General features: G+C 65.6%; 18 protein-coding genes and 1 tRNA gene. 13 read left to right on the forward strand and 6 right to left on the reverse strand.

The genetic code is table 11. From position 1 onward, the window contains the following. Window positions 1-7 precede the first annotated feature (7 nt). The 7 genes from AC5P9L_RS09480 (at window position 8) to AC5P9L_RS09510 (ending at window position 8,554) form a co-directional block, all read left to right on the forward strand. Complete coding sequence (locus AC5P9L_RS09480; protein ID WP_012479506.1) at window positions 8-955, forward strand: bifunctional riboflavin kinase/FAD synthetase; 948 nt, start codon at window positions 8-10, stop codon at window positions 953-955. Further along, window positions 952-3,783 carry an isoleucine--tRNA ligase gene (gene ileS, locus AC5P9L_RS09485; protein WP_262101954.1) on the forward strand — a complete coding sequence of 944 codons (2,832 nt, stop codon included), beginning with the start codon at window positions 952-954 and terminating at the stop codon, window positions 3,781-3,783. The genes AC5P9L_RS09480 and ileS overlap by 4 nt, the downstream gene beginning before the upstream one ends. Further along, window positions 3,783-4,307, forward strand: coding sequence for a signal peptidase II (lspA, locus tag AC5P9L_RS09490; protein ID WP_010483311.1), 525 nt, complete (start codon window positions 3,783-3,785; stop codon window positions 4,305-4,307). Before ileS ends, lspA begins: the two co-directional genes overlap by 1 nt. A 27-nt stretch (window positions 4,308-4,334) precedes the next feature. Then, window positions 4,335-5,285, forward strand: coding sequence for a 4-hydroxy-3-methylbut-2-enyl diphosphate reductase (gene ispH / locus AC5P9L_RS09495; protein ID WP_019337505.1), 951 nt, complete (start codon window positions 4,335-4,337; stop codon window positions 5,283-5,285). 181 nt (window positions 5,286-5,466) lie between these two features. Further along, on the forward strand, window positions 5,467-7,350 hold the full coding sequence (locus AC5P9L_RS09500; protein ID WP_262101955.1) for a M61 family metallopeptidase: 1,884 nt from the start codon (window positions 5,467-5,469) through the stop codon (window positions 7,348-7,350). Continuing rightward, window positions 7,347-8,024 carry a lysoplasmalogenase gene (locus AC5P9L_RS09505; RefSeq protein ID WP_262101956.1) on the forward strand — a complete coding sequence of 226 codons (678 nt, stop codon included), beginning with the start codon at window positions 7,347-7,349 and terminating at the stop codon, window positions 8,022-8,024. The genes AC5P9L_RS09500 and AC5P9L_RS09505 overlap by 4 nt, the downstream gene beginning before the upstream one ends. A gap of 23 nt (window positions 8,025-8,047) precedes the next feature. Then, window positions 8,048-8,554 (forward strand): hypothetical protein, encoded by a 507-nt coding sequence (locus AC5P9L_RS09510; RefSeq protein WP_262101957.1) that lies wholly within the window; start codon window positions 8,048-8,050, stop codon window positions 8,552-8,554. A 116-nt stretch (window positions 8,555-8,670) separates the two neighbouring features. Here the strand turns inward: AC5P9L_RS09510 and AC5P9L_RS09515 are convergent, their stop codons facing one another. From AC5P9L_RS09515 to AC5P9L_RS09535, 5 genes are read right to left on the reverse strand one after another with little or no spacing between them, the layout of a single operon-like run. After that, a complete protein-coding gene (locus AC5P9L_RS09515) occupies window positions 8,671-9,390 on the reverse strand; it encodes a hypothetical protein (protein WP_262101958.1) in 720 nt (239 codons plus the stop codon). Next, entirely contained in the window at window positions 9,387-10,343 is a 957-nt protein-coding gene (locus AC5P9L_RS09520) for a hypothetical protein (RefSeq protein ID WP_262101959.1), read from the reverse strand. Before AC5P9L_RS09520 ends, AC5P9L_RS09515 begins: the two co-directional genes overlap by 4 nt. Before the next feature lie 46 nt (window positions 10,344-10,389). Continuing rightward, the gene (locus AC5P9L_RS09525; RefSeq protein WP_099527506.1) at window positions 10,390-13,176 is read right to left on the reverse strand and encodes a TonB-dependent receptor; all 2,787 of its coding nucleotides are present in this window, start codon (window positions 13,174-13,176) and stop codon (window positions 10,390-10,392) included. A 14-nt stretch (window positions 13,177-13,190) separates the two neighbouring features. Then, window positions 13,191-14,159 carry a FecR family protein gene (locus tag AC5P9L_RS09530; RefSeq protein WP_049448433.1) on the reverse strand — a complete coding sequence of 323 codons (969 nt, stop codon included), beginning with the start codon at window positions 14,157-14,159 and terminating at the stop codon, window positions 13,191-13,193. Continuing rightward, window positions 14,156-14,665 carry an RNA polymerase sigma factor gene (locus AC5P9L_RS09535; RefSeq protein WP_080052359.1) on the reverse strand — a complete coding sequence of 170 codons (510 nt, stop codon included), beginning with the start codon at window positions 14,663-14,665 and terminating at the stop codon, window positions 14,156-14,158. Before AC5P9L_RS09535 ends, AC5P9L_RS09530 begins: the two co-directional genes overlap by 4 nt. Before the next feature lie 256 nt (window positions 14,666-14,921). On the opposite strand from AC5P9L_RS09535, the gene AC5P9L_RS09540 reads away from it, so the two are divergent. From AC5P9L_RS09540 to AC5P9L_RS09550, 3 genes are all read left to right on the forward strand, one after another. After that, window positions 14,922-17,792, forward strand: a complete 2,871-nt coding sequence (locus AC5P9L_RS09540; RefSeq protein ID WP_495230605.1) for an autotransporter domain-containing protein — start codon at window positions 14,922-14,924, stop codon at window positions 17,790-17,792. A gap of 97 nt (window positions 17,793-17,889) precedes the next feature. Further along, the gene (locus AC5P9L_RS09545) at window positions 17,890-18,894 is read left to right on the forward strand and encodes a 2-hydroxyacid dehydrogenase (RefSeq protein ID WP_227415820.1); all 1,005 of its coding nucleotides are present in this window, start codon (window positions 17,890-17,892) and stop codon (window positions 18,892-18,894) included. A gap of 50 nt (window positions 18,895-18,944) precedes the next feature. Continuing rightward, window positions 18,945-19,020: transfer RNA gene (locus AC5P9L_RS09550), tRNA-Thr, on the forward strand. Window positions 19,021-19,512: 492 nt separating this feature from the next. On the opposite strand, the gene AC5P9L_RS09555 is transcribed toward AC5P9L_RS09550, so the two are convergent. After that, the gene (locus AC5P9L_RS09555) at window positions 19,513-20,085 is read right to left on the reverse strand and encodes an HNH endonuclease (protein WP_480983747.1); all 573 of its coding nucleotides are present in this window, start codon (window positions 20,083-20,085) and stop codon (window positions 19,513-19,515) included. A 399-nt stretch (window positions 20,086-20,484) separates the two neighbouring features. On the opposite strand from AC5P9L_RS09555, the gene AC5P9L_RS09560 reads away from it, so the two are divergent. The 3 genes from AC5P9L_RS09560 to AC5P9L_RS09570 all read left to right on the forward strand — a co-directional run bounded on the left by AC5P9L_RS09560 (window position 20,485) and on the right by AC5P9L_RS09570 (window position 22,666). After that, a complete protein-coding gene (locus AC5P9L_RS09560) occupies window positions 20,485-20,919 on the forward strand; it encodes a lipoprotein (protein WP_012479517.1) in 435 nt (144 codons plus the stop codon). A 245-nt stretch (window positions 20,920-21,164) separates the two neighbouring features. Then, window positions 21,165-22,151: an RHS repeat-associated core domain-containing protein gene (locus AC5P9L_RS09565; RefSeq protein WP_423160134.1), complete on the forward strand. Its 987-nt coding sequence runs from the start codon at window positions 21,165-21,167 to the stop codon at window positions 22,149-22,151. Between the two features lie 2 nt (window positions 22,152-22,153). After that, entirely contained in the window at window positions 22,154-22,666 is a 513-nt protein-coding gene (locus tag AC5P9L_RS09570; protein WP_229297693.1) for a hypothetical protein, read from the forward strand. Window positions 22,667-22,669 lie beyond the last annotated feature (3 nt).

Here is a 22,669-nt window from a genome sequence, read left to right on the forward strand (position 1 = left end):
AGAGTTGATGAGCAGGCTGTTCAGAAGCGTCGAGGGCGGGGAGCTGTTCCCCAACGGAAGCGTGGTCTGTATCGGTGCATTCGACGGCCTCCACCTGGGCCATCGTGCGCTGGTCCGCCATGCGGTTGCCCGCGCGCGCGCCTTGGGCGTGGCCGCCGTGGCCGTGGCGTTCGAGCCGCTGCCGCGTGAGTTCTTCGCCCAGGGCACACCGCCGCCGCGGCTGACCCTGGCGCGCAGCAAGGTCGAGATCCTGCGCGAGCTCGGTGTCGATGCGGTCGGCCTGCTGCGATTCGACGCGGCGATGGCAGCGATGCCGGCCGAGACCTTCGTGCGCCAGTTGCTGGTCAAGCGCCTGAGTGCGCGTGAGGTCTGGATCGGCCCCGAGTTCTGCTTCGGCAACCGCCGCCGCGGCGACCTGGCTCTGCTGCAGAAAATGGGTGCCGAACTGGGTTTCACTGCGGGCGAAATTGAAGCGGTCGACCTGCATGGCGAACGCATTTCCAGCACCCGCATCCGCCAGCTGCTGCAGCAGGGCGACTTCGCCCGTGCCAACGATCTGCTGGGTCGTCCGTACGCGATCAGCGGCCGGGTGGTGCGCGGGCGCCAGCTCGGCCGTACGCTGGGCTTCCCCACCGCCAACCTGCGGTTCCCGAAGACCCCGGCACTGTCGGGCATCTACGCGACCTGGGTGCATGGCGTGTTCGACCAGCCGTGGCCGTCGGTGTCCAGCTTCGGCACCCGCCCGACGGTGGAGGGCGTGGAGCCGCTGCTGGAAGCCCACCTGTTCGATTTCCAGGGCGACCTGTACGGGCGCCACATCGATGTGGAGTTCGTCGCCAAGCTGCGCGACGAAGAGAAATTCAATGATCTGGCGGCGCTGACCGACCAGATGCACCGCGACGCCGAACAGGCGCGCGCCATCCTTTCCGAACATAGATTGCGAGCCACTGCGTGAGCCAGGACTACAAGACCACCCTGAACCTGCCAGCCACCGAATTCCCGATGCGCGGCGACCTGCCCAAGCGCGAGCCGGGCATTCTGGCGCGGTGGGAAGCGCAGGGGCTCTACCAGCAGCTGCGCGACAACGCCGCCGGCCGCCCGCTGTTCGTGCTGCACGATGGCCCGCCGTACGCCAACGGCCGCATCCACCTGGGCCACGCGGTCAACAAGATCCTGAAGGACATCATCGTCAAGTCGCGCTACCTGGCCGGCTTCGATGCGCCCTACGTGCCGGGCTGGGACTGCCATGGCCTGCCGATCGAGATCGCGGTGGAAAAGAAGTGGGGCAAGGTCGGCACCAAGCTCGACGCCGTCGAATTCCGCCAGAAGTGCCGCGAGTTCGCCGAAGAGCAGATCAATATCCAGCGCGTGGACTTCAAGCGGCTGGGCGTGACCGGTGACTGGGACAACCCGTACAAGACCCTGAGCTTCGACTTCGAAGCCAACGAGATCCGTGCGCTGTCCAAGGTTGTGGCCAACGGCCACCTGGTGCGTGGCGCCAAGCCGGTGTACTGGTGCTTCGACTGTGGCTCGGCGCTGGCCGAGGCCGAGATCGAGTACCAGGAAAAGGAATCGCCGGCGATCGACGTGGCCTACGCCGCACGCGATGCGCAGGCCATCGGCCAGGCGTTCGGCGTGAGCGTGCCGGCCGACGTGGAAGTGGCCGTACCGATCTGGACCACCACCCCGTGGACGCTGCCGGCCTCGCTGGCGGTGTCGCTGGGCGCGGAGATCACCTACGTGCTGGCCGAAGGCCCGGCGCACAACGGCAAGCGCCGTTGGCTGGTGCTGGCTGCGGCGCTGGCCGAGCGCGCGCTGCAGCGCTATGGCGTCGAAAACCTGGTGCTGCACGGTGAAACCACCGGTGCGGCGCTGGAGAACCAGCTGCTGGCGCACCCGTTCTACCCGGAGCGCGAGATCCTGGTGCTCAACGGCGACCACGTCTCCGACGAGGACGGTACCGGTGCGGTGCACACCGCTCCCGGCCACGGCCAGGAAGACTTCGTGGTCAGCCAGAAGTACGGCCTGCTGGACAAGTACAACGCCGGCCAGGTGACCCCGATCGACGGCCGTGGCGTGTACCTGGAATCGACCCCGCCGGCCGGTGACGTGGTGCTGGCTGGCCAGCACCTGTGGAAGGCGCAGGAGGCCATCGTCGGCGTGCTGCGCGACAACGGTTCGCTGCTGGCCTTCCATCCGATCCGCCACAGCTACCCGCACTGCTGGCGCCACAAGACGCCGGTGGTGTTCCGCGCCACCCCGCAGTGGTTCATCTCGATGGACAAGGCCAACCTGCGCAACGATGCGCTGGCCGCCATCGACACCGTCGGCTGGTTCCCGACCTGGGGCAAGGCGCGCATCCAGAGCATGGTCGACGGCCGTCCGGACTGGACCATCTCGCGCCAGCGTACCTGGGGTGTGCCGATCGCCCTGTTCACCCATCGGCAGACCGGCGAGATCCACCCGCGTTCGGTGGAGCTGATGCAGCAGGTCGCCGACCGCGTCGAAGCCGAGGGCATCGACGTGTGGTATTCGCTGGATGCTGCCGAACTGCTGGGTGCCGAAGCGGCCGACTACGAGAAGGTCACCGACATCCTCGACGTCTGGTTCGATTCGGGCGTGACCCATGAGGGCGTGCTTGCCGCGCGTGGCTTCGGCAAGCCGGCCGACCTGTACCTGGAAGGTTCCGACCAGCACCGCGGCTGGTTCCAGTCCTCGCTGCTGACCGGCGTGGCGATCGACAAGCGCGCCCCGTACAAGCAGTGCCTGACCCACGGCTTCACCGTGGACGAGCACGGCCGCAAGATGTCCAAGTCGCTGGGCAACGGCATCGAGCCGCAGGACATCATGAACAAGCTGGGCGCGGACATCCTGCGCCTGTGGATCGCCTCGGCCGACTACAGCAACGAGATGTCGCTGTCGCAGGAGATCCTCAAGCGCAACGCCGACGCCTACCGTCGCCTGCGCAACACCGCGCGCTTCCTGCTCGGCAACCTGGACGGTTTCGATCCGGCCCAGCACCTGCAGCCGCTGGACCAGATGGTCGCGCTGGACCGCTGGATCGTGCATCGCGCGTGGGAACTGCAGGAGAAGATCAAGGCAGCCTACGATGGCTACAACATGGCCGAGATCGTGCAGCTGCTGCTGAACTTCTGCAGCGTGGACCTGGGCTCGCTGTACCTGGACGTGACCAAGGACCGCCTGTACACGATGCCGACCGATTCGCACGGTCGCCGTTCGGCACAGAGCGCGATGTACCACATCGCCGAAGCGTTCACCCGCTGGGTCGCGCCGATCCTGACCTTCACCGCCGACGAGCTGTGGGGCTACCTGCCGGGCGAACGCGCCGGGCACGTGCTGTTCACCACCTGGTACGACGGCCTGGCGCCGCTGCCGGCCGATGCCCAGCTCAACGCCGCCGATTTCGACCAGTTGCTGGCCGTGCGCGAGCAGGTGGCCAAGGTGCTCGAGCCGATGCGTGCCAACGGCGCCATCGGTGCCGCGCTGGAAGCGGAGATCACCATCGCCGCCAACGAAGAGCAGGCCGCGCGCTGGCAGCCGCTGGCCGATGAACTGCGTTTCCTGTTCATCAGTGGTGACGTGCAGGTGCGCCCGGCGACCACCGACGAGGTGTTCGTCAGCGCCCAGCCGACCACCAAGGCCAAGTGCGTGCGTTGCTGGCACCACCGCGCCGACGTCGGCAGCAATGCCGATCATCCGGAGCTGTGCGGTCGCTGCGTGAGCAACATCACCGGTGCCGGTGAAGTGCGGAGCTGGTTCTGATGGCCGCCCCCCGTCCGCACCCGAACGCCCTGGTCTGGCTGCTGCTGTCGGCCGCCATCATCGGCCTGGACCAGTGGTCCAAGGCCTGGGTCCTGTCGAGCCTGCCGGAGTTCCAGCCGGTGGTGGTCATCGACGGCTTCTGGAACTGGTACCGCACCTACAACACCGGTGCGGCGTTCAGTTTCCTGAGCGACGCCGGAGGCTGGCAGAAGCACTTCTTCACCGTGCTGGCGATCGTCATCAGCGGCCTGATGGCCTGGTGGCTGCGCGGCACCGCCCGTGGCAACTGGAAGGCGGCCGTGCCGTATGCGCTGATCATCGGCGGCGCGATCGGCAACGTGATCGACCGCCAGGTGCATGGTCATGTGGTCGATTTCATCCAGTGGTACGTGGGCAGCTACACCTGGCCCTCGTTCAACATCGCCGATTCGGCCATCGTGGTGGGTGCCATCGGCATCGCCCTGTTTGGCCTGTTCGACGGCAAGTCCGCCAAAAAGGCGGATAATGCCAATCCGAAACCGTAAACCGGCCGCTGCCGGGAGATTGAACTGATGGATGTGCTGCTCGCCAACCCGCGTGGTTTCTGTGCCGGCGTCGATCGTGCGATCGAGATCGTCAAGCGCGCGATCGAAACGCTGGGCGCGCCCATCTACGTCCGCCATGAAGTGGTGCACAACCGCTTCGTGGTCGACGACCTGAAGCAGCGCGGCGCGATCTTCGTCGAAGAACTTGACGAAGTGCCGGACAACAACACGGTGATCTTCAGTGCCCATGGCGTGTCCCAGGCGGTGCGCCAGGAAGCCGAGCGCCGTGGCCTGAAGGTGTTCGACGCCACCTGCCCGCTGGTGACCAAGGTCCACTTCGAAGTTGCCCGCCACTGCCGTGCCGGCCGTGACGTGGTGCTGATCGGCCACGCCGGTCACCCGGAGGTGGAAGGCACCATGGGCCAGTGGAACCGCGAAGCCGGTACCGGCCAGATCTACCTGGTGGAAGACGTGGAGCAGGTCGCCACGCTGCACATCAACCAGCCGGAAAACTTCGCCTACACCACCCAGACCACGCTGTCGGTGGATGATACGCGCGGCATCATCGATGCCCTGCGCGAGCGTTTCCCGGCCATGCAGGGCCCGAAGAACGACGACATCTGCTACGCCACGCAGAACCGCCAGGACGCCGTGCGCGATCTGGCCAAGCGCTGCGACCTGGTGCTGGTGGTCGGTTCGCCGAACAGCTCGAACTCCAACCGTTTGAGCGAGCTGGCCCGCCGTGAAGGCGTGGAGTCGTACCTGATCGACGGCGCGCACGAGATCGACCCGGCGTGGGTGGCAGGCAAGCAGCACATCGGCGTGACCGCAGGTGCCTCGGCGCCGCAGGTGCTGGTCGACGGCGTGCTCGCGCGCCTGGCCGAGCTGGGCGCCAGCGGCGTGGGCGAACTGGACGGCGAACCGGAATCGATGGTGTTCGCGCTGCCGAAGGAACTGCGCCTGCGCCTGGTCGACTGACCGGGAAGCGCCTCATCCACGCATGGCGTGGATCTACTGAAACTGCTCTGGTGGGTGCGAACCTTGGTTCGCACGCTTTTTGGCATGCGTGGATGAGCGGCCCGCCCATGACCTTTGGCCATGGGGCGGGGCACTTTACAGGCCTAGCATCGGAAGATTCTCCGTTGTTGGAAGTTGCCCGATGAAGACCCGAGCCTTGGCGATGTCGTTGCTGTTCGCGCTGGCGGCCGCGCCTGCACTGGCGCAGACCTCGCCACCGGCGAACGCGGCGGCTGCCGGCCTGCTGCGCATCGAGGTCGACGCGCGCGATCTGGCCCGTCGCATCTTCAAGGTGACCGCCACGGTGCCGGCCAAACCCGGCCCGATGACCCTGCTGTACCCGCAGTGGATTCCCGGCAACCATTCGCCCACCGGCCCGATCGATAAATTGGCCGGCCTGCGCGTGACCGCCAACGGCAGGCCGCTGGCCTGGCAGCGCGATCAGTACAACGTCTATGCGTTCAAGGTGAACGTGCCGGAGGGCGCCAGCGAGATCGTCGCCCACTTCGATTTCCTGTCGTCGCAGGGTGGCAGCCAGGGGCGGGTGGTGATGACTCCGGAGATGCTCAACCTGCAGTGGAACGCCAACTCGCTGTATCCGGCCGGCGTCGATGCGCGCCAGCTGCAGGCGCAGGCCAGCGTGACCCTGCCCAAGGGCTGGTCATTCGCCACTGCGCTGGAAACCGCGCGCCGCGACGGCGACACCGTGGTGTTCAAGCCGATCTCCTACGACCACCTGGTCGATTCGCCGCTGTTTGCCGGCGAGCACTATCAGCGCATTGATCTCGATCCGGGCGCGAAGGTACCGGTGCACCTCAATGTGTTTGCCGACGACGCCAAGTCGCTGAAGCCGAGCGAGGCGCAGATCACGATGCACCGCGCGCTGGTGCAGCAGGCCGACAAGCTCTACGGTGCGCGCCACTACAACCACTATGAGTTCCTGCTGGCATTGACCGACCGCCTCGGTGGCATCGGCCTGGAGCATCACCGTTCCAGCGAGAACAGTGCCGATCCGGGCTACTTCACCGAGTGGGACAGCAACGCGTGGATGCGTGACCTGCTGCCGCACGAGTACACCCATTCCTGGAACGGCAAGTACCGTCGCGGCGCCGACCTGGCCACCGCCAACTTCAACGTGCCCATGGGCGACAGCCTGCTTTGGGTGTACGAAGGGCAGACCCAGTTCTGGGGGCAGGTGCTGGCAGCACGCTCGGGGTTGTGGTCGGCTGCGCAGGCGCGCGACATGCTGGCCAATGTGGCCGCGACCTATGACCGTGGCCGCCCGGGCCTGGCCTGGCGTCCGCTGCAGGACACCACCAATGACCCGACCATCGCCCAGCGTCGCACGCTGCCGTATCGCAACTACCAGATGAGCGAGGACTACTACTCCGGCGGCCAGATGCTGTGGCTGGAAGTGGAGGGCAAGCTGCGCGAACTGAGCGGCAACCGCCGCAGCCTGGACGACTTCGCGCGCGCCTTTTTCGGCGTCGGCAATGGCGACTGGGACGTCAATCCGTACACCTTCAATGACGTGGTCGCGACCTTGAACGGCATCGCGCCGTACGACTGGGCCACGTTCCTGCGCGGGCGCCTGGACGGCCACGGTTCGTTGACTGGCGGCCTGGAGCTGGCGGGTTGGAAGCTGGTCTACCGCGATACCCCGAACGATGCCTACAAGGCGCAGGAGAAGCGCGCGAAGGCGGCGCTGCTGGCGTACTCGCTGGGTGCGACCGTGCTCGACAACGGCACGGTCGGTGATGTGATCTGGGACAGCCCGGCCTTCAACGCCGGTCTTGCACCTGGCATGAAGGTGATCGCGGTGGGCGGGCGCGAGTACAGCAGCCAGCGCTTGAAGGACGCGGTGGCTGCGGCAGCGAAGGACAAGGCGCCGATCATGTTGCTGGTGAAGCAGTTCGACCGCATTGAAACCATGAGCATCGCTTACCACGGTGGCCTGCAGTACCCGGTGCTGGAGCGCATCACCGGCAAGCCCGACCGCCTTGCAGATCTGTGGAAGGCACGATGAACCCACGCGCCCGCGATGGCGTGATCCTGCTGACGGCGATCCTCGCCATCATGGGCGCATTCCTGCACGGCGATGGGCGTTGGCTGCACTGGCTGGCCAAGCCGGCCACCACGCTGCTGATCGCCGCCATCGTCTGGCGCGTGCATGATCCGGCGCCGCCGTTCTACCGCCGCGCGGTGCTGGCCGGCATGCTGCTTTCGTGCGTGGGCGACATCGCGCTGATGCTGCCGATGGATGCGTTCGTGCCGGGACTGGTCGCGTTCCTGCTGGCGCATGTCTGCTACATCGTCGCCTTCCGCGATGGCCTGCGTGCCGGGCGTGGGCTGTTCGGCGCCGCTGTGCTGCTGGGTGCATTTGCCGTGCTCAACGTGATGGGCCTGTGGCCGCACCTGCCGGTGCCGATGCGTGTGCCGGTGCTGGCCTACGTGGTGGTGCTGGCGTCGATGGCGGTGCTGGCCCTGGCACGGCAGTGGCGCAGCCCGCAGCCCGGTGCCGTGGACGCCAGAAGCGCCCGCTGGGCCGCGGCAGGTGCATTGCTGTTCGTGGCCAGCGATTCCCTGCTGGCCTGGGACCGCTTCGCCGGTGGCCTGCCGTTGGCCAGCCTGCTGGTGTTGTCCACGTACTACGGCGCGCAGTACGCCATAGCCCGTTCAGTTTTGCCTGGTCATCGCTAGCCTGGCCTCGTTATGATTTTCTGATGGCTAGGGGAATCAACGCGCTGTTTGCAGTTATCGATGCCATCCGGGCGGAGTGGTCAAAGCCTCGGGTCGCCATGCATCAGCATGGGGCGTGTCCTTTCCTGCTTCGATCCTTCTTCGTAGAACTTGGTGCTGCAATATCAGAAGACCGGCGATTACAGGGCTGCCCAGCGCAGTTGCTCGCATTCTGGAAGGTGTACGCTTCGGCGGAATTGTTCAAGGACGAGCAATTCGGTCAATGGGGCATGGAGATGCTCAGCGTCGAGGATGCACACGTTCAGACGACCTTCCTCGCTGGTTCGCGTCCGTTGGATTTCCGGAGCGGCGATGTCGTATTTGGCCGCTTCTACGGCGACTCAGATCTACTGGTGATGAACGCCTTTGGTACGGTGCTAGTCTGCCTGCCTTTGGACGAGCGAAAAGATTGGCCTGAAGCATCGGACTCGCTTGCAGGCTTCCTATCCCGGCTGCATGAAACCCAAGGTTCCAAGTACTGGGAGTTGTGATCCATCGAGGGTATCCGCATTGGCTGCCGGCTGGTTCAAGTCTTCTCGTCAGCGAACAAATGGCCTTGCTCTACCTGCTGGAGTAACGGCTGCCAGAGCTGGATGGGTCGCGTTGCCTACTGACGGCTTACGCCGCGGGCGTTGCCCTGTGCGTCGAACTGCAGCCGCACGGATTCGCGATCACCGGCCACTTCGTCCGGCAGCCATACCAGTTTGCCGGCTTTGCGCACGATCACGTAGACATGGCCGACTTCGGATGCGGGGTTCTGCAGCGCATTGCGCTGTTCCTGCAGCGCTTTGGCCACGCGTGGCACGGCATCGAAATCAACGTTGGCCAGAGGCGTGCTGCTGCGCTGCAGGCTGATGGTCGGCGCGAACTGCTGCGGGTTCACCGGATTGCCCTTGCGCCACTGGCCACGTTCAAAGTGATAGCTGTCGACGTGGCCCGGCTGTTGCGGATCGACCAGATCCAGGTTGATGCGGCCATCGTCGTAGAAGTGGATGCTGTGGAAGACCGTCAGCCGCTGGCCGGCCAGTGCCGGCAGCTGCTCCAGTGCTTGGCGGGCAGCCAGCAGGTAGTCCGCATCGAACAGGCGATTGTTGCGCTCGGGCGCCGCAGCGGTACTCGCCGCGGGGAAGGGCGCCGGGGACGGCACAAGCGATACGGGTTGTTCGCGCGGCAACTGTGACGAGACGGAGGGAGGCAACCGGTCCGGCTGTACCGAATGCCCCAGCGTTTCGCTGATGGTCTGCACTGCGCCGCCGGCAATGGCCGCGCCCGCCAGAACCAGCAGCAGTACCAGGAACACCGTGCGGGTGGAGGGAGGCTGCTTCATATTCCCTCCAGCCGCACGTTGCTGCGGTCATCCGGGTCGTACAGCAGCGTTACGTGCTCGCGCGGGATGTTGGCCAGTTCAATCAGCGGGATGAAGCGGCGCACGCGGGCCTGCTGCACGTTGCCTTCGCGGTCGATGTATTCCAGCTGGAACTCCACCTGCGGTTGTTCGTTGAGGTAGATGCCGGTCTGACGGACCTTCAATACCCGGGCCTCCACGCCGATGCCGCGATACTTCAGCGCATCACCGCGGGCATCGGCGTGCAGCAGGCGGCCGAGCAGGCGCAGCCCCAGCGCATAGCCACACAGCACCAGCGGGCATACCAGCAGCGGGTGACCGAACGACAGGAAGGTCCAGCCCAGCCCCTCGTTCTGCAGCCGGTAGGCCGCCACATAGGCAGCGGCTACCAGGACGATGCAGAGCGCTGCGCCGATGCTTCGCCGCCACAGGCTGGCGACATCCAGTTCGGGCTGGGCACCGTCCAGTACCACGTTCGGGAACGCGCCCGGCACCTGGCTCAGGCGTGCATCGACGTGCCTGCCGACGCCGAAGCGCTGCAGTTGCGGCTTGCTGTCGACCACCAGCAGCTGTTCGCGGATCGGCGTGCCGGACAGGTTCTTGAAGGACAGCTGCAGTTTCCATTGCGCGAAGCCACGCACCTGTACGCCGGTCTGTTCAGCGTGTTCGATCAGCGCATCGCGCGGTTCGCCATCGGCGAGGATCGAGCGGACGCGATGCAGGGCGCGCGGTGGGCCGAGCAGCAGGAAATGCAGGAACGCGAACAGCAGAGAGAGCCATGCAGCCAGCGACAGCACAAGCAGCAGCAGGGACAGCCATGGCGCGCTGCGATCAGCCAGCGCCACCGGCCAGGAGGTTCCGAAATAGAGGATGCAGGGGAAGGGCAACGCGAAGAACAGCAGGAACGCGCCCCAGAACCAGAGATAGGCTTTCATGGGGAAGGTGGCAGACCGGTGGAACAGGCCGCGTAGCGTACTACGCTCAGCGGAACTGCAGGGTAAGCAGGTAGTAGCGACCCAGTGGATCGTCCAGCCCCGGCATCTGCCCACCATTGCCGACCAGGTAGTTCACCGGTTGCGCATCAAGCACGTTGTGCACGTCCAGCGCCGCGATGACGCGTGTGCCCAGGCGGCGCGCCAGGTGCAGGTTCCAGCGCAGCTGGCGCGGATTCATGCAGTGGTTCTGTTCGATCTGCCGCTGCGGGCACTCGGCGCCGGGCAGCCATGCGCGGGTGCGGCCCACCTGGTTGCCGCGCAGGGCGATGTCCCAGTTGCTGTTCTGCCATTGCACGTTGAGGACCGCCGCCATCTCGGGCGTGACATGCCCGCGCAGGTCGATCGCCGGCTCGTGGTCCCGACGGCGGCGCAGCTCCTGCTGCTTCAGCGCGTCCAGCGAGAACAACCACTGGCCGGTGCTGCCGGTGTCGATCCGGTATTCGCCACGCAGCACCCAGTTGCGGGAAGTGGTGCGGCCGATATTGTCGAACGACAGGCGGAGGCTGCTCAGGTTGCCATCCTCATCCAATTGCCAGGTGTCACGGTTCCACACGGCATCGGCCGGCTGCAGCGCGAGGATCTCGTTGCGCAGCTCGACGATGTTGTGGGTCAGCGAAAGCGAGAACGCATCGCTGGGTGACCAGGTCGCCGCCAGTGAATGGCTGCGTGAGCTCTCGGCCTTGAGCGCGTTGTTCTCCTCCACATCCGCAGTGACCACGCAGCGGCCGTCCGGCTCGCTCTGTGCACAAGGTGGCAGTGCGCTTGAGACGGGCAGGGTAAGGGTGCCGAACTGTCCTGGCGGGCGGCGCTGTTCGAACAGGCTGGGCGCGCGATAGCCGCGGCCGCTGGCCAGCAGGAACGACCAGTGCGGTGTTGGCGTCCAGCGCAGGCCGGCACGGGGCGAGAATGCCGTGTAGTCGCCGTCGTAGTCCCAGCGCGCGGCCAGGTCCATGCGCAGTTCCGACGTGAGTGGCAGGCCCAGTTCCGCATACGCGCCGCCACTCTGCCGCGACAGGCGCCGCTGCTGCTGCGGCAGCCCCAGTGCCAGATCGCCCTGGCTCAGCAGGGTGTCCGGGTGCGACGTCCAGCGTTCATGGCGCAGATCGATGCCGGTAGCCAGCTGCGCATTACCGCCCCGCATCGGCATCAATGCGCGCTGTATGCCCCACCAGCCCTGCCACTGCTCGGTAAGTCCACGGTTGCGGATCGATGGGAAGAGCGAAGTGGCTTCATCGGCGGGCAATGCATCGAAGCCTGGCAGGAACCTGAGCGACTGCGCAGCCTCGATGAACGGTTCGGCGCGCACGGTGCCCGGCGTGGCCAGGGTGACGTCGCTGCGCTGCGCGCTGATGCCGGCGTCCCAGCTGTGGCTGCCCTGGTCCCGGCCGATGCCCAGGGTGATATCGGCGTCGGTGGCACGGACCTGGGGACGCACATTGCCGGCTTCGCGCAGGACGCTGTTGAAGGTGTACCCGTACAGGCCGAGGGCGACGGCGGTCGGGCCCAGATCGAAACGCTGCCGGTTGTGGCTGGCGCGGGCTTCGGCATAGACGTAGCGTCCCTGGCCACGCTCATGCCGGTAGCGCAGATAGGCCGAGGCGGTATCGGAGGCCGGTTGAAGCGAACGAGGGCGCGAACTGTCGAACCAGCAGGCGCCATTGCGTCGTTTCAATGGTCCGTCGCAGCGCGTCGCGGGCCAGTAGTCGCCATCGCGGAAGGCGCCGATCAGGTACTGCGACGTCTCGGCGTGCCAGTCACGCTGGTCCCCCGCCAGGTGATCGACGCGATGCAGGTCGATGCCTGCGAACCAGCGGTCGCCGCTCCCGCGCAGGCCTCCGGTGGCGGCCTGCACGCGGTACTGGCCAGCGTCGCCACGACTGCTCAGACCGGTCTGCAGCGTTGCCTCCGGGCCGTCGGCCTGGTCGCGGAGGATGATGTTGACCACGCCGGACATGGCATCGGCACCGTAGATGGCCGATGCACCGCCGCGCACCAGTTCGATGCGTTCGACAAAGCTGAGTGGAATGCCGCCCAGGTCGGTGAGCCCGCCCTGTTCCAGGGACACCATTGGATAACGGGGCAGGCGCCGGCCATTGACCAGGAACAGGGTGGCGCGCGGTCCCATGCCATCCAGGCTGGTGGTGGCGGCTGCACCGACAGGCAGGTACTGCGAATCGCCACTGCGTGCGCTGCTCATCGCTGGCAGCCCGTTCATGCCGGGCAGGTGTCGCAGCAGGTCGAACAGGCTGCCGTAGCCACTGCGCAGGATGTCTGCGCGATCGATCGTGGTCACCGGCAGGGTGGTCTGCACGGAGGTGCGCGGCAACCGGCTGCCGGTGACATGGATCGGCGCCAGGTCCACCTGGGGGGGCGACTGCGGGGGCATGCGCGGGCGCGGCGCCACCGTTGCCGGAACCGGCGGCGCGACGGCGGGCGCGACGCGGATGCGGCGGACCACGAAGCCACCGGACGGTGTTCGAAGGATGGTCACCGGCATGCCGGCGACCAGCTGTTTCAGGGCCGATGCTGGATCGGCCTGGCCATGGGTGCCGTTGGCATGGAGCCCCGCCAGTTCCCGGGCATCGAACACCAGAGCGATGCCGCTTTGCCGTGCCCATTGCTGCAATGCCGAGGGCAACGGGCCAGCGTTGATGCGGTAGTCGTGGGTGGCAGCCGGATCGCCTGCGAGGGCGGCAGGCGGCGCGGCGACCAGCAGCGCCAGGCACAGCAGGGGGCGGAGCAGCCCCCACTGCAGCGCGCCTGGTCCTGCCATCACCGCAGGCCTCCTCAGTACGTGCGGCGCAGTTCCAGCGCGCCATCCGGGCGCGTCTGGCCAGCAATGGACCAGCCAAGTTCCAGCGCGGATAGCAACTCCTGTGCGTCGCCTGCGCGGAACGTGCCGCTGACTGCCAGATCGGTGATCTCCGGGTCGGCGATCACCAGCGGTGCATGGCCATAGCGGTTCATGCGTTCGACCACGATCGACAGCGGGGTGGCATCGAAGACCAGCTGCCCACGCAGCCAGCCCTCGGCGGCTGCCGTGGAGGACAACGCTGGGCCGGGCTGGATGCGCCCGGAGGGGAGTACCTGCAGTTGCTGGCCAGGGGCCAGGGTGTGCTGGGCGGCGCCGTTGCTGACTTCCACCGCACCCTCCAGCAGCGCGACCTCGACCAGGCCATCGTGCAGGCGCTCGACCTGGAAGGTGGTGCCGATATCGCGGATGGTGCTGGTGCCGGCGCGCAGCTGCAGTGCTTTGTTCGATGGCGCGACCTGCAACTGCAGGCGGCCGCGTTCGAGGTCCAGCTCGCGGTGGCGCCAGCCAAAGCGTGCGTGCAGCGTCGTGCCGGCATCGAGCATGGCTACGCTGCCATCGGGCAGGGTCAGCCGCTGCGCCTGATGCGTGTCATTGGCAAAGCGCTGCGGGGCTGGGTTGCCATCCACCGCTACCATCCAGCCCACGCCGATGGCCAGGCAGATACCAGCGGCCGCGGCCGCAGCAGGCAGCCAGCGGCGTCGGGCAGGCCGTGCCGCACGCGCCGCAGCCGTCCGCAGCCATGGGTCCGCAGCCAGGCCCTGGCCTTGCTGGAAAAGATCTTCGGCCTGCGCCCAGGCTTTGACATGGGCAGGGTCTTCAGCCAGCCAGTCTTCGAACGACTCGCGTTCGGCAGGGGTGCAGTCCGGGGCCTCCAACCGCGCTACCCAGGCGCTGGCGCGTGCGAACAGCGAGGCGTCTTCCGTGTGCCGGTGGCTGCTCATTCGGTATCCCCGTCGTTGTGCAGCGGATCCGGTCCCAACTCCTGGCGCAGGCCCTGCAGGGCGCGGGCGATGTGTTTTTCCACGGTCTTGGCTGTAATTCCACAGTGCCGCGCGATCTGCGTATAGCTCATGCCGGTGATCCGGTTGAGCAGGTACACCTCGCGCGCACGCTCGGGCAATTTGAAAAGGGCCTGCCGCAGCAGGGACAACATCTGCCCGGACTCTGCCTGGCGCAAGGGGTCCGGCGACGGGCTGGTGGGCTCGTCGTGACCATCATGCTCGGCCAGTGACAGGTGCGGTCGCGACTGCGGCGATCGGCCGCGATCGGCCAGGCGATTGCGCGCGATACGATACAGCAGCAGGCGCAGTTCGTCGGTGCCGTGCGCGCGATAGCGGATCAGCCGCTCCATGCAGTCCTGCGCGATGTCCTCTGCATCCTCCGGCCCGACGCCCCGTGTGCGCAGGAACGCGCACAGTGGCGCGCGTTCCTCGCGTACGAACGCGATGAAGGCGTCCGCAGGCGCGGGTGGCTCCGGCGCGTGGTGGATCAGGGGGGACGGAACGGACAGGGCTGGCCTCGGCTGACGTTGACGGGTGCGCCTTCGAGTTTTACGCGACGATGACCGGATGGGGAAGAGTGTGTGGTGCCCCCTCTCTCATTGTGAATGCATTCATTTTTTCCGGCCGACCGGGCTGGGGGAGATTCCGGCGCTTTGCCGTTTGACTCCTTACCCGCGTGTTGCGGGTGGAGAGAGAGAACGTATGAAGCATTCGAAGTTGAGCCTGGCCCTGGCCGGGCTGATCGCCGTTGGCGCCATCGCGGCGGCTGATGACGTCATGGCAATGAGTTATCACGTGCAGGGGGATCGCATCTTCCTGAGCGGCGGGGTGACCTACGCCGATGTGGTGTCGTTGCCCGCGTTGCTGGCCAAGGCACAGGCCGAGGGCCGGCCGATCCGCGAAGTGGTGCTGCGCACCTCCAATGGTGGCGCGCTGATCGCCGGCGAGTGGCTGCAGGGCGTGATCCGCACGTCCGGCCTGAACACCATCGTGTCCGGCCACTGCATTTCGTCCTGCTCGATCATGCAGTCCGGTGGCGTCGAACGCTATCTGGCCGGTGATCTGCCGATCGTCGATTCGGTACAGATCCACGCGGCCAGCAACAGCGGCAAAGTGATCTACACGCCGTCGCCGCGGATGACCCAGATCTACACCGGCAACTACGGCGGTGGCATCGATGCCGGGCTGCTGCACAAGGCCATGTATGAAGTCGTGCAGCCCAACGGCCTGCTGGTGTTCCGCGATCCGGCGCGCACCACGGGTGCCTCGGTCACTTTCGATCCTGATGGCAGCGGCAGCAAGCTGGAGTCGTTCCCGGGGCAGGACATCTACAGCAACAGGGTCATCACCGCCAAGGGCTACCGCGATCCGGGCGATACGTTGAATGTCACCGCCAACGTGAGCGGCGACATCAACCCGGGCTACCTGCGCACCGGTCGCCAGCTGCAGACCTTCGTCGATGATGACTTCGCGCGCTGGAACACCAACTGGCAGTCCAGCTACATCAACCTGGCGCAGAGCATCTACAACGCCTCCAGCAATGGTCCGCAGGGCATCGGCGCGAACTCGGTACAGGACTACCAGAACGATCCCACATACAAGGCCCTGCTGCTGTCGAAGCTGCGCCTGGGCGACCTGGATGTGTCCACGCTGGACAACTCCATGGGCGTGATCCGCGTGACCAACGGCGCGACATGGCGGACCTCCGCGACCACCGGTGCCGACTTCATGCTGGTCGACAACGGCACCATCGCGCTGGAAGGCGGCGCCCTGCGCGCTTCGGAGGTGCGGGTAATGGGCGCAGGCATGCTGGTCGGCAATGGTGACGTGGCCGGCACCGCTATGGATCTCAGTGCGCTGGCCAGCGGTACCCGCCCGTCCTGGCGCGAGGACGGCTTCAACCGCCTGCGCGTGTACGGGACCCTGATGCCGCGCGGCGGCGATCTGGTCACCCATGGCTACGTCAACATCATGCCGGGCGGGAAGGTGCTGTTCGATGTGACCGAGAACGGCGGGGCGGGCAGTGGCCGCCTGCGCGTAGGCAGTTTCTTCGACAGCAAGCAGACCGACGGCGCGCTGGTGATCTCCAAAGGGGCCTTCCTCGAACTGAACGTGGCGCAGGGTTACTACGGCCAGGACTTCCGCCGTGACCTGGTGCAGGGCCCGATATACCAGGGCGGCTTCGAAGAGGTCGTGCGTCTGGGTGACACCGGCTACAGCGCCAGCATTACCGGCGGCGAAGTGTTCCGCCCGCGCCACAACTCGCTGCTGAGTTTCAACGTGAAGCAGGCCGCTGACGGCCTGTGGCTGACCGCCAACCCGGGTTTCGACCAGCTGGGCCTGTTCACCAACGGCACTTCCGGCGATGGCTTGGGCCGCGCGCTGGCGACCGCTTCCGATCGCAGGGATGGTGGCCTGAAGTCGCTGCTCGGCGCCCTGCAGTTCGCCGACCGTGACGTGATCGCACAGCAGGCCGGTACCCTGCGCGGTGACGCGCACGCGACCCTGCGCCTGGCCGACAACGCATTGGTGGGCAGCATCGGCGACGTGGTGCAGCAACACCAGGCCGCGATGCGCAGTGGTGGTGATGCCGACGGCCTGGCTTCGCAGGCCGCGCAGTCGGTGTCGGCGCAGCCGGGCATGCGCCACGGCAGCCTGTTCAACCAGCTGGCCATGCATCTGGTCGAGCCGGCGGCGGGTGGCGGTGAAGGCAGTGGCTCTGGTCGCAACCATGGCCTGTGGGCGCGCGGTTTCGCCAGCCACGGCCGCATCGATGCCGACGGTGGCGTGGCAGGCTTGAGCCATAACATCGGCGGCATCGTCGTCGGCGCCGATACCCGCGTTGCCGATGACCGCGTCACCCTGGGCGTCAGCGTGGCAGCGGCGGATATGTCGACCAAGGGCCGCGACGGCTCCGACTTCAGTGGTGACGTGCGCGCGCTGGACGTGGGCGGCTACCTGGACGCGACCTATTCGCGCGGCTATCTGTCGGCGGCGGTGCGCTACACAGACCTGCGTCACGACACCCGCCGCAGCGTCAGCGGTATCGATGGCCTGCAGCAGCCGCTGCGTGCCACGTACAGCAACGATGCGATCTCCGCGCGGGTGGAGCACGCGTTCTCATTCACCACGGGCAAGGGCCTGGTGATCCAGCCGCTGTTGCCGGTGGTGGACTACGCGCGTACCTCGGCCACGCGCTTCAATGAAGGGCAGGGTGCGGGTGCACTGGTCGGTCGCAGCGGCAGCCTGGAGAGCATCCGCGTGGGCGCCGGCCTGCAGCTGTTCAGGACCTTCGAAGGCAACAACGGCGAGCGCATTACCCCGCGTGCCCGCGTGGTCTGGCAGAAGGAACTGGGCGACTCGCAGGCGCGCTACGGCACCGGCTTCGCCGCCGCTCCGGATCTGGTGTTCGGGGCAAGCAGCCAGGCCGTGGGCGAGCAGGTGCTGGCCTGGAACCTGGGCGTGACCAGCCGCGCCAGCGAACGCCTGTCGATCATGGCCGACTACGTGGGCGAGCGTCGTGACGGGCAGATCCAGAACGGCGTGATGCTGGGGCTGGGTTACAAGTTCTGAGTGGCACAGGGCACCGGCGATGTTCGCATCGCCGGTGCCATCCCCACGGACGCGCGGCTGCGGTATGGTCGGCATGGCATTCCATCCAGGTTCTTCCATGCAGATCGCCGTCTTCAGCGCCCGACCCTACGACCGTCGCTTCCTGGACGAAGCCAACCTGCGTGAGGCGGCGGGGCAGGGTTACACGTTCGTCTACTTCGATGCCGCGCTGGATGTGCATACCGCAGCGCTGGCACAGGACTGCGCCGCGGTCTGCGTGTTCGTCAACGATCGGCTGGATGCGCAGGTGCTGCGCGCGCTGCACGCGTTGGGTGTGCGGGCCGTGCTGCTGCGCTGTGCGGGCTTCAACAATGTGAACCTGGCCGCTGCGAAAGCGCTGGACCTGTTCGTCGCGCGGGTGCCGGCGTACTCGCCCGAAGCCGTGGCCGAGCATGCACTGGCGCTGGTGATGACCCTCAACCGCCAGACCCATCGTGCCTACAACCGCGTGCGCGAGGGCAACTTCATGCTCGATGGCCTGCTCGGGCGCACCCTGCATGGCCGCACGGTCGGCATCATCGGTACCGGCAAGATCGGCCTGGCCACCGCGCGCATCTTCAAGGGCATGGGCTGCACGGTGCTGGGGCACGATCCGTATCCGTCGGCGGCCTTCGCAGGTATCGGCGAGATGGTGGCGCTGGATGAACTGCTGGCGCGCGCTGACATCGTCTCGCTGCACTGCCCGCTGACGCCCGATACCCAGCACCTGATCAATGACGCCTCGCTGGCGCGGATGAAGCCGGGCGCGATGCTGGTCAACACCTCGCGCGGCGGATTGGTGGATACCCATGCAGTGATCCGCGGGCTGAAGTCGCGCCGGCTCGGCCACCTGGCCATCGACGTGTACGAGCAGGAAAGCGCGCTGTTCTTCCAGGACCTGTCCGGCGAGATCATCGACGACGAGGCCTTCCAGCGCCTGATGACCTTCCCCAACGTGCTGGTGACCGGCCACCAGGGCTTCTTCACCGTGGAGGCGCTGCAGGAGATCTCGGCGATCACGCTGGGGAACCTGCAGGATTTCGCGGCTGGGCGGGTGTGTGCCAACCGGGTAGAGGCGGACTGAGCCGGGTGGATTGACCGCCGGGGCGCCCAGCCCGTAAAATCGCGGGCTCCGCCGGAATAGCTCAGTTGGTAGAGCGGCGCATTCGTAATGCGTAGGTCGCAGGTTCGACTCCTGTTTCCGGCACCAGTTGTAATGAAAAGCCCCGGCCTTGGTCGGGGCTTTTTTTATGCTCTGGTAGTGCCGGCCGCTGGCCGGCAACCCCAGGAGTGCCAGCCCATGGCTGGCAGGTCGCGATTTCCGAATCTCGGGGGGGGCAGCTCGCCCCTCCGGCTTCCCAGGCGCTTAGCTCCTCGCGTCCTCATACGAATAGTCGGAAGGAACCCGGGGGAGTATGAGGGGGCAGCGGGCACCTTGGAGGTAGCCCTGACCTTGCCAGAGGCATCACTCGTGCGGCTGATGCGGAGAGCGCCCACATGCATCACCATTCTGGCCTCGCTCTGTGGTTTTCCCAGCCAAGCCCTCGGGTGACACGGCGTGGCGCAACGAACAACTAGGCCAGGTTTCGCCGATGTTCCGCGAGAAGGGCCTTTTGCCGAGGAGTGAGCCGGCCCTTGATCCTCATCTTCCTGTTGATGCCCAGGGCAGATAGTTCATCGTCGAGCGTATTGGATATCAGGATCAGGCCGTCCCGTTGAAGAAAACAAGATGTCGATCAAACAGGGCATCGAGCGTTGCAGTGAGTGGCAATCCGTTCTCGGGGACCAGTCGCTCCTGATCGTCGCAAGTACGCCACGGCTTGATGTGTGATGCCCTGAGGGCCTCAAGGGCAGTGCATACGGTTACCGCGCAACCTTGATTCCAACGCTTGAGAACGCCTATGCGGAATCGACCTTGGCCGATCCTGGCTTCGATGAGCGCTTTGCGCTTGGTGACCAGAATATGCGTGGAGGACAGGATGTCGTTGATGTCCTCTTCGATACTCTTCGCTGGGCCCCTCTCCCCGAGGGCGTGCACGGAATTCCGCAGTCTCTTCCCTACGACTTGGAAGCCCAGTACCTTGAGTCGCCTATGCCACAGCCCGTCCTTTGCGCCGGCGAATTCGAAAGTCGGGAGGTACTGGCCCGTTGCGAGGCCATGGGCACAGCTGGCAATTGCCTTCGGAGGATAGGGGCGTCCTCCAATCAGCACATCAAAATGATTCGAATTCCTGAAACTGTTTTTGAAGAACGGGTGATCGCTGCCGGCATGCACATGGCGCGCGTCCCATATACCCGCAGCCTCGAGAACATGTGACTTCTTGATTTGATGGTTGCCAACCCCGTACGGCCATGTAAGTCATCATCCTTGTGAATTTGGAGCCCCGGCATCTGTTTATCGGCATGATCTAGGAAAGATTGAGTACTGAAGATCGTGATTCGGCCGCAACGTGCATGACGGCCTCATCAGGCTATGGACGATGGGCATCCTGGCATCGTCATCTGCGGAGATCTTCTGCCTGTGTTGCCTGCAGCAATGATCGCGGGCGCAGGGACAGGGATGGCTTGATCAGCGCACGGGCCATATACGTACCCGGCCGAGGTTATTACCATTGCTGCGCAGGATGCATGCTGCCTTCGGCAAGAACGCCTGCTTCAATCAACAGGGGATGCAATGAAGAAGATCCTGATGTATCTGGTTGCGACCATCGCCCTTGCCGGTTGCGCGACGCGCCAGATCAGCGCCGACCAGGCGCAGCCGGTGCCAACCGACCGCGTGTTTGCGTTCAACACAGCCGGGGACGGTGCTTCCGGGCAGCTGGTGGTGACGCGGGACGTCGGCGCGGTCGGTGGCGCATGCCCACTGGCACTGTATATCGATGGCACCTTGGCAGCGCATCTGCGGCGAGGCGAGTCGGTGACGTTGACCGTTCCCGCCGGGAGTCGAATCGTCAGCGCAAGTTTTGCTGGCAAGGGCCTCTGCAAGTGGGGGGATGAGTCGGCTCACCGGCGCGAGATTTCCCACATGGTGACCGCCGGTAACAAAACCAGTATCCGCCTCGCTCTGGCCCATGACGGACTTATCCAGGTCAGCCCGACCGCGTTCTAGCGCGTTCTGGGCGGATCTGCTCTGGTCATCGGCGGCTCAGTATCGCTCAGCTCGCACTTCATGTTTCAGTTGAAGGCGCGCCAGGTTTCAGTGCATGAGGCTTGGGTGAACAGCTGCCCTTCGATCTCAAGACTTGGGGGGGCGATTTCCCAGGCATCCTTCCTGTGCTATCAATACCCGGCCGGCCTTGCTTCAAGGCACTTTCAGGAATTGCGGGGATGCGCAGGTTCGGGGGAACAGGCGGTGTGTCGATCCGCTTCGGGGGATTTGAAGTTTGGATTCGAATGCAGAGTGCGGCAGGCATCTGGCTGTGTTGTGTGCTGCTGATCGGCCTTGGCCTGTCACCAACCGCAATCGCCCAGACCACGGTGACGTACATCCACACTGACGCCCTGGGCTCGGTCGTGGCTGAGAGCGATGCCAGCGGCAACGTGACCAGGCGCAATGACTACGAGCCCTATGGGGCCGTGGTCGGTGGTCAGGTCACGGACGGGCCGGGGTATACCGGGCATGTGAGCGACTCGGCTACCGGGCTGAGTTACATGCAGCAGCGGTACATGGACCCGCAGTTGGGGGTGTTCCTGTCGGTGGATCCGGTAACGGCGCAAGAGCAGCCGGTTGGGCAGTTCAACCGGTACCGGTATGCCAATGGGAATCCTTACAGATTCACGGATCCGGATGGGCGAGTGGCTTACCAGGCCGGTAGTACCGTCTACATTCCCATCTACTATCAGGGCGCAGGGGCGACCCCCGACTTCATCGCTGGCCAGGTGAAGGCGGCCGCCGGTTTGGTTACTGAAGACGGTACGCGGTTCGTCATCGTTCCGCTTCGCAACAACATGTATCCCCGTGGCAACATCATGGACGTATCGCCAGGACAGAATTCAAATACGATCCGTGGCGAAGGCATCGTGAGGGGATACAAAGGATCGGTGGCCCATATCGACTCCACCCGCAGTGATGCCAAGGGGGCGACCCTGCATGATTCTCTGCACTTTGTGCCGGGTTTGGGGGATGGTCGGAAGTCCGATGGCTACCTTGAGGCGGCGGGCAAGGGCGGGGGGCGTGCATTCACTGGTTACAAGCCTGGATTCGGCAAGGACCAGATCATGGCCAATACCGGTGGCAACCTGCTGAAGTCGTTTGAAACAAGCTTCATGAACCACGCATACAACGGCAACGGTAGCGAGCAGCAGTTCAAGACGCTCATCGAGGACGACAAGAGGAAATGATCATGCGGATTGCTTCTTCAGTCGTCATTCTGGCCGCCTCGCTGCCGGCTGCAGCATCCGCTGCGCCACCTGTCTCTGTGCCGCAGGCCTGCGCGCCGACCTACTGCATTGAGGTCGGCGCCACGTTGCCCGACCGGCCGGTGACGATCCGGGTTGAATCGACGGTTCCCGCAGACGCCTCGACGACAACGGTGGACATGGGGCGTGGATTTTCAATTGGCTTCCATTCCCGGTATGTCGAATGGAAAGCTGGGCGAATGGGCCTTCCGCCCGCGCGATGGACACCAGGCAAAGCCAAGGCGAGCGCGGCAGCTTGCCTGAAGTGTGGCGCGCCGGGCTGGAATGAAGTCATGGGCATTGCCATGACCGGCATCCCCGAAGACTATGGCAATGACCTTTCCGGTATCAGTGTCTGCTTCTGGCCGCTTGATCGTTCACCCGCAGGGCACGGGGACGGCAGAACTCTGCGCCTTGGGGAGAAGGTCTGCATCGCAGATCCAGCCCCGAAGCGCTGAGCA

This window comes from Stenotrophomonas sp. YJH_SMC_64 (assembly GCF_059371375.1).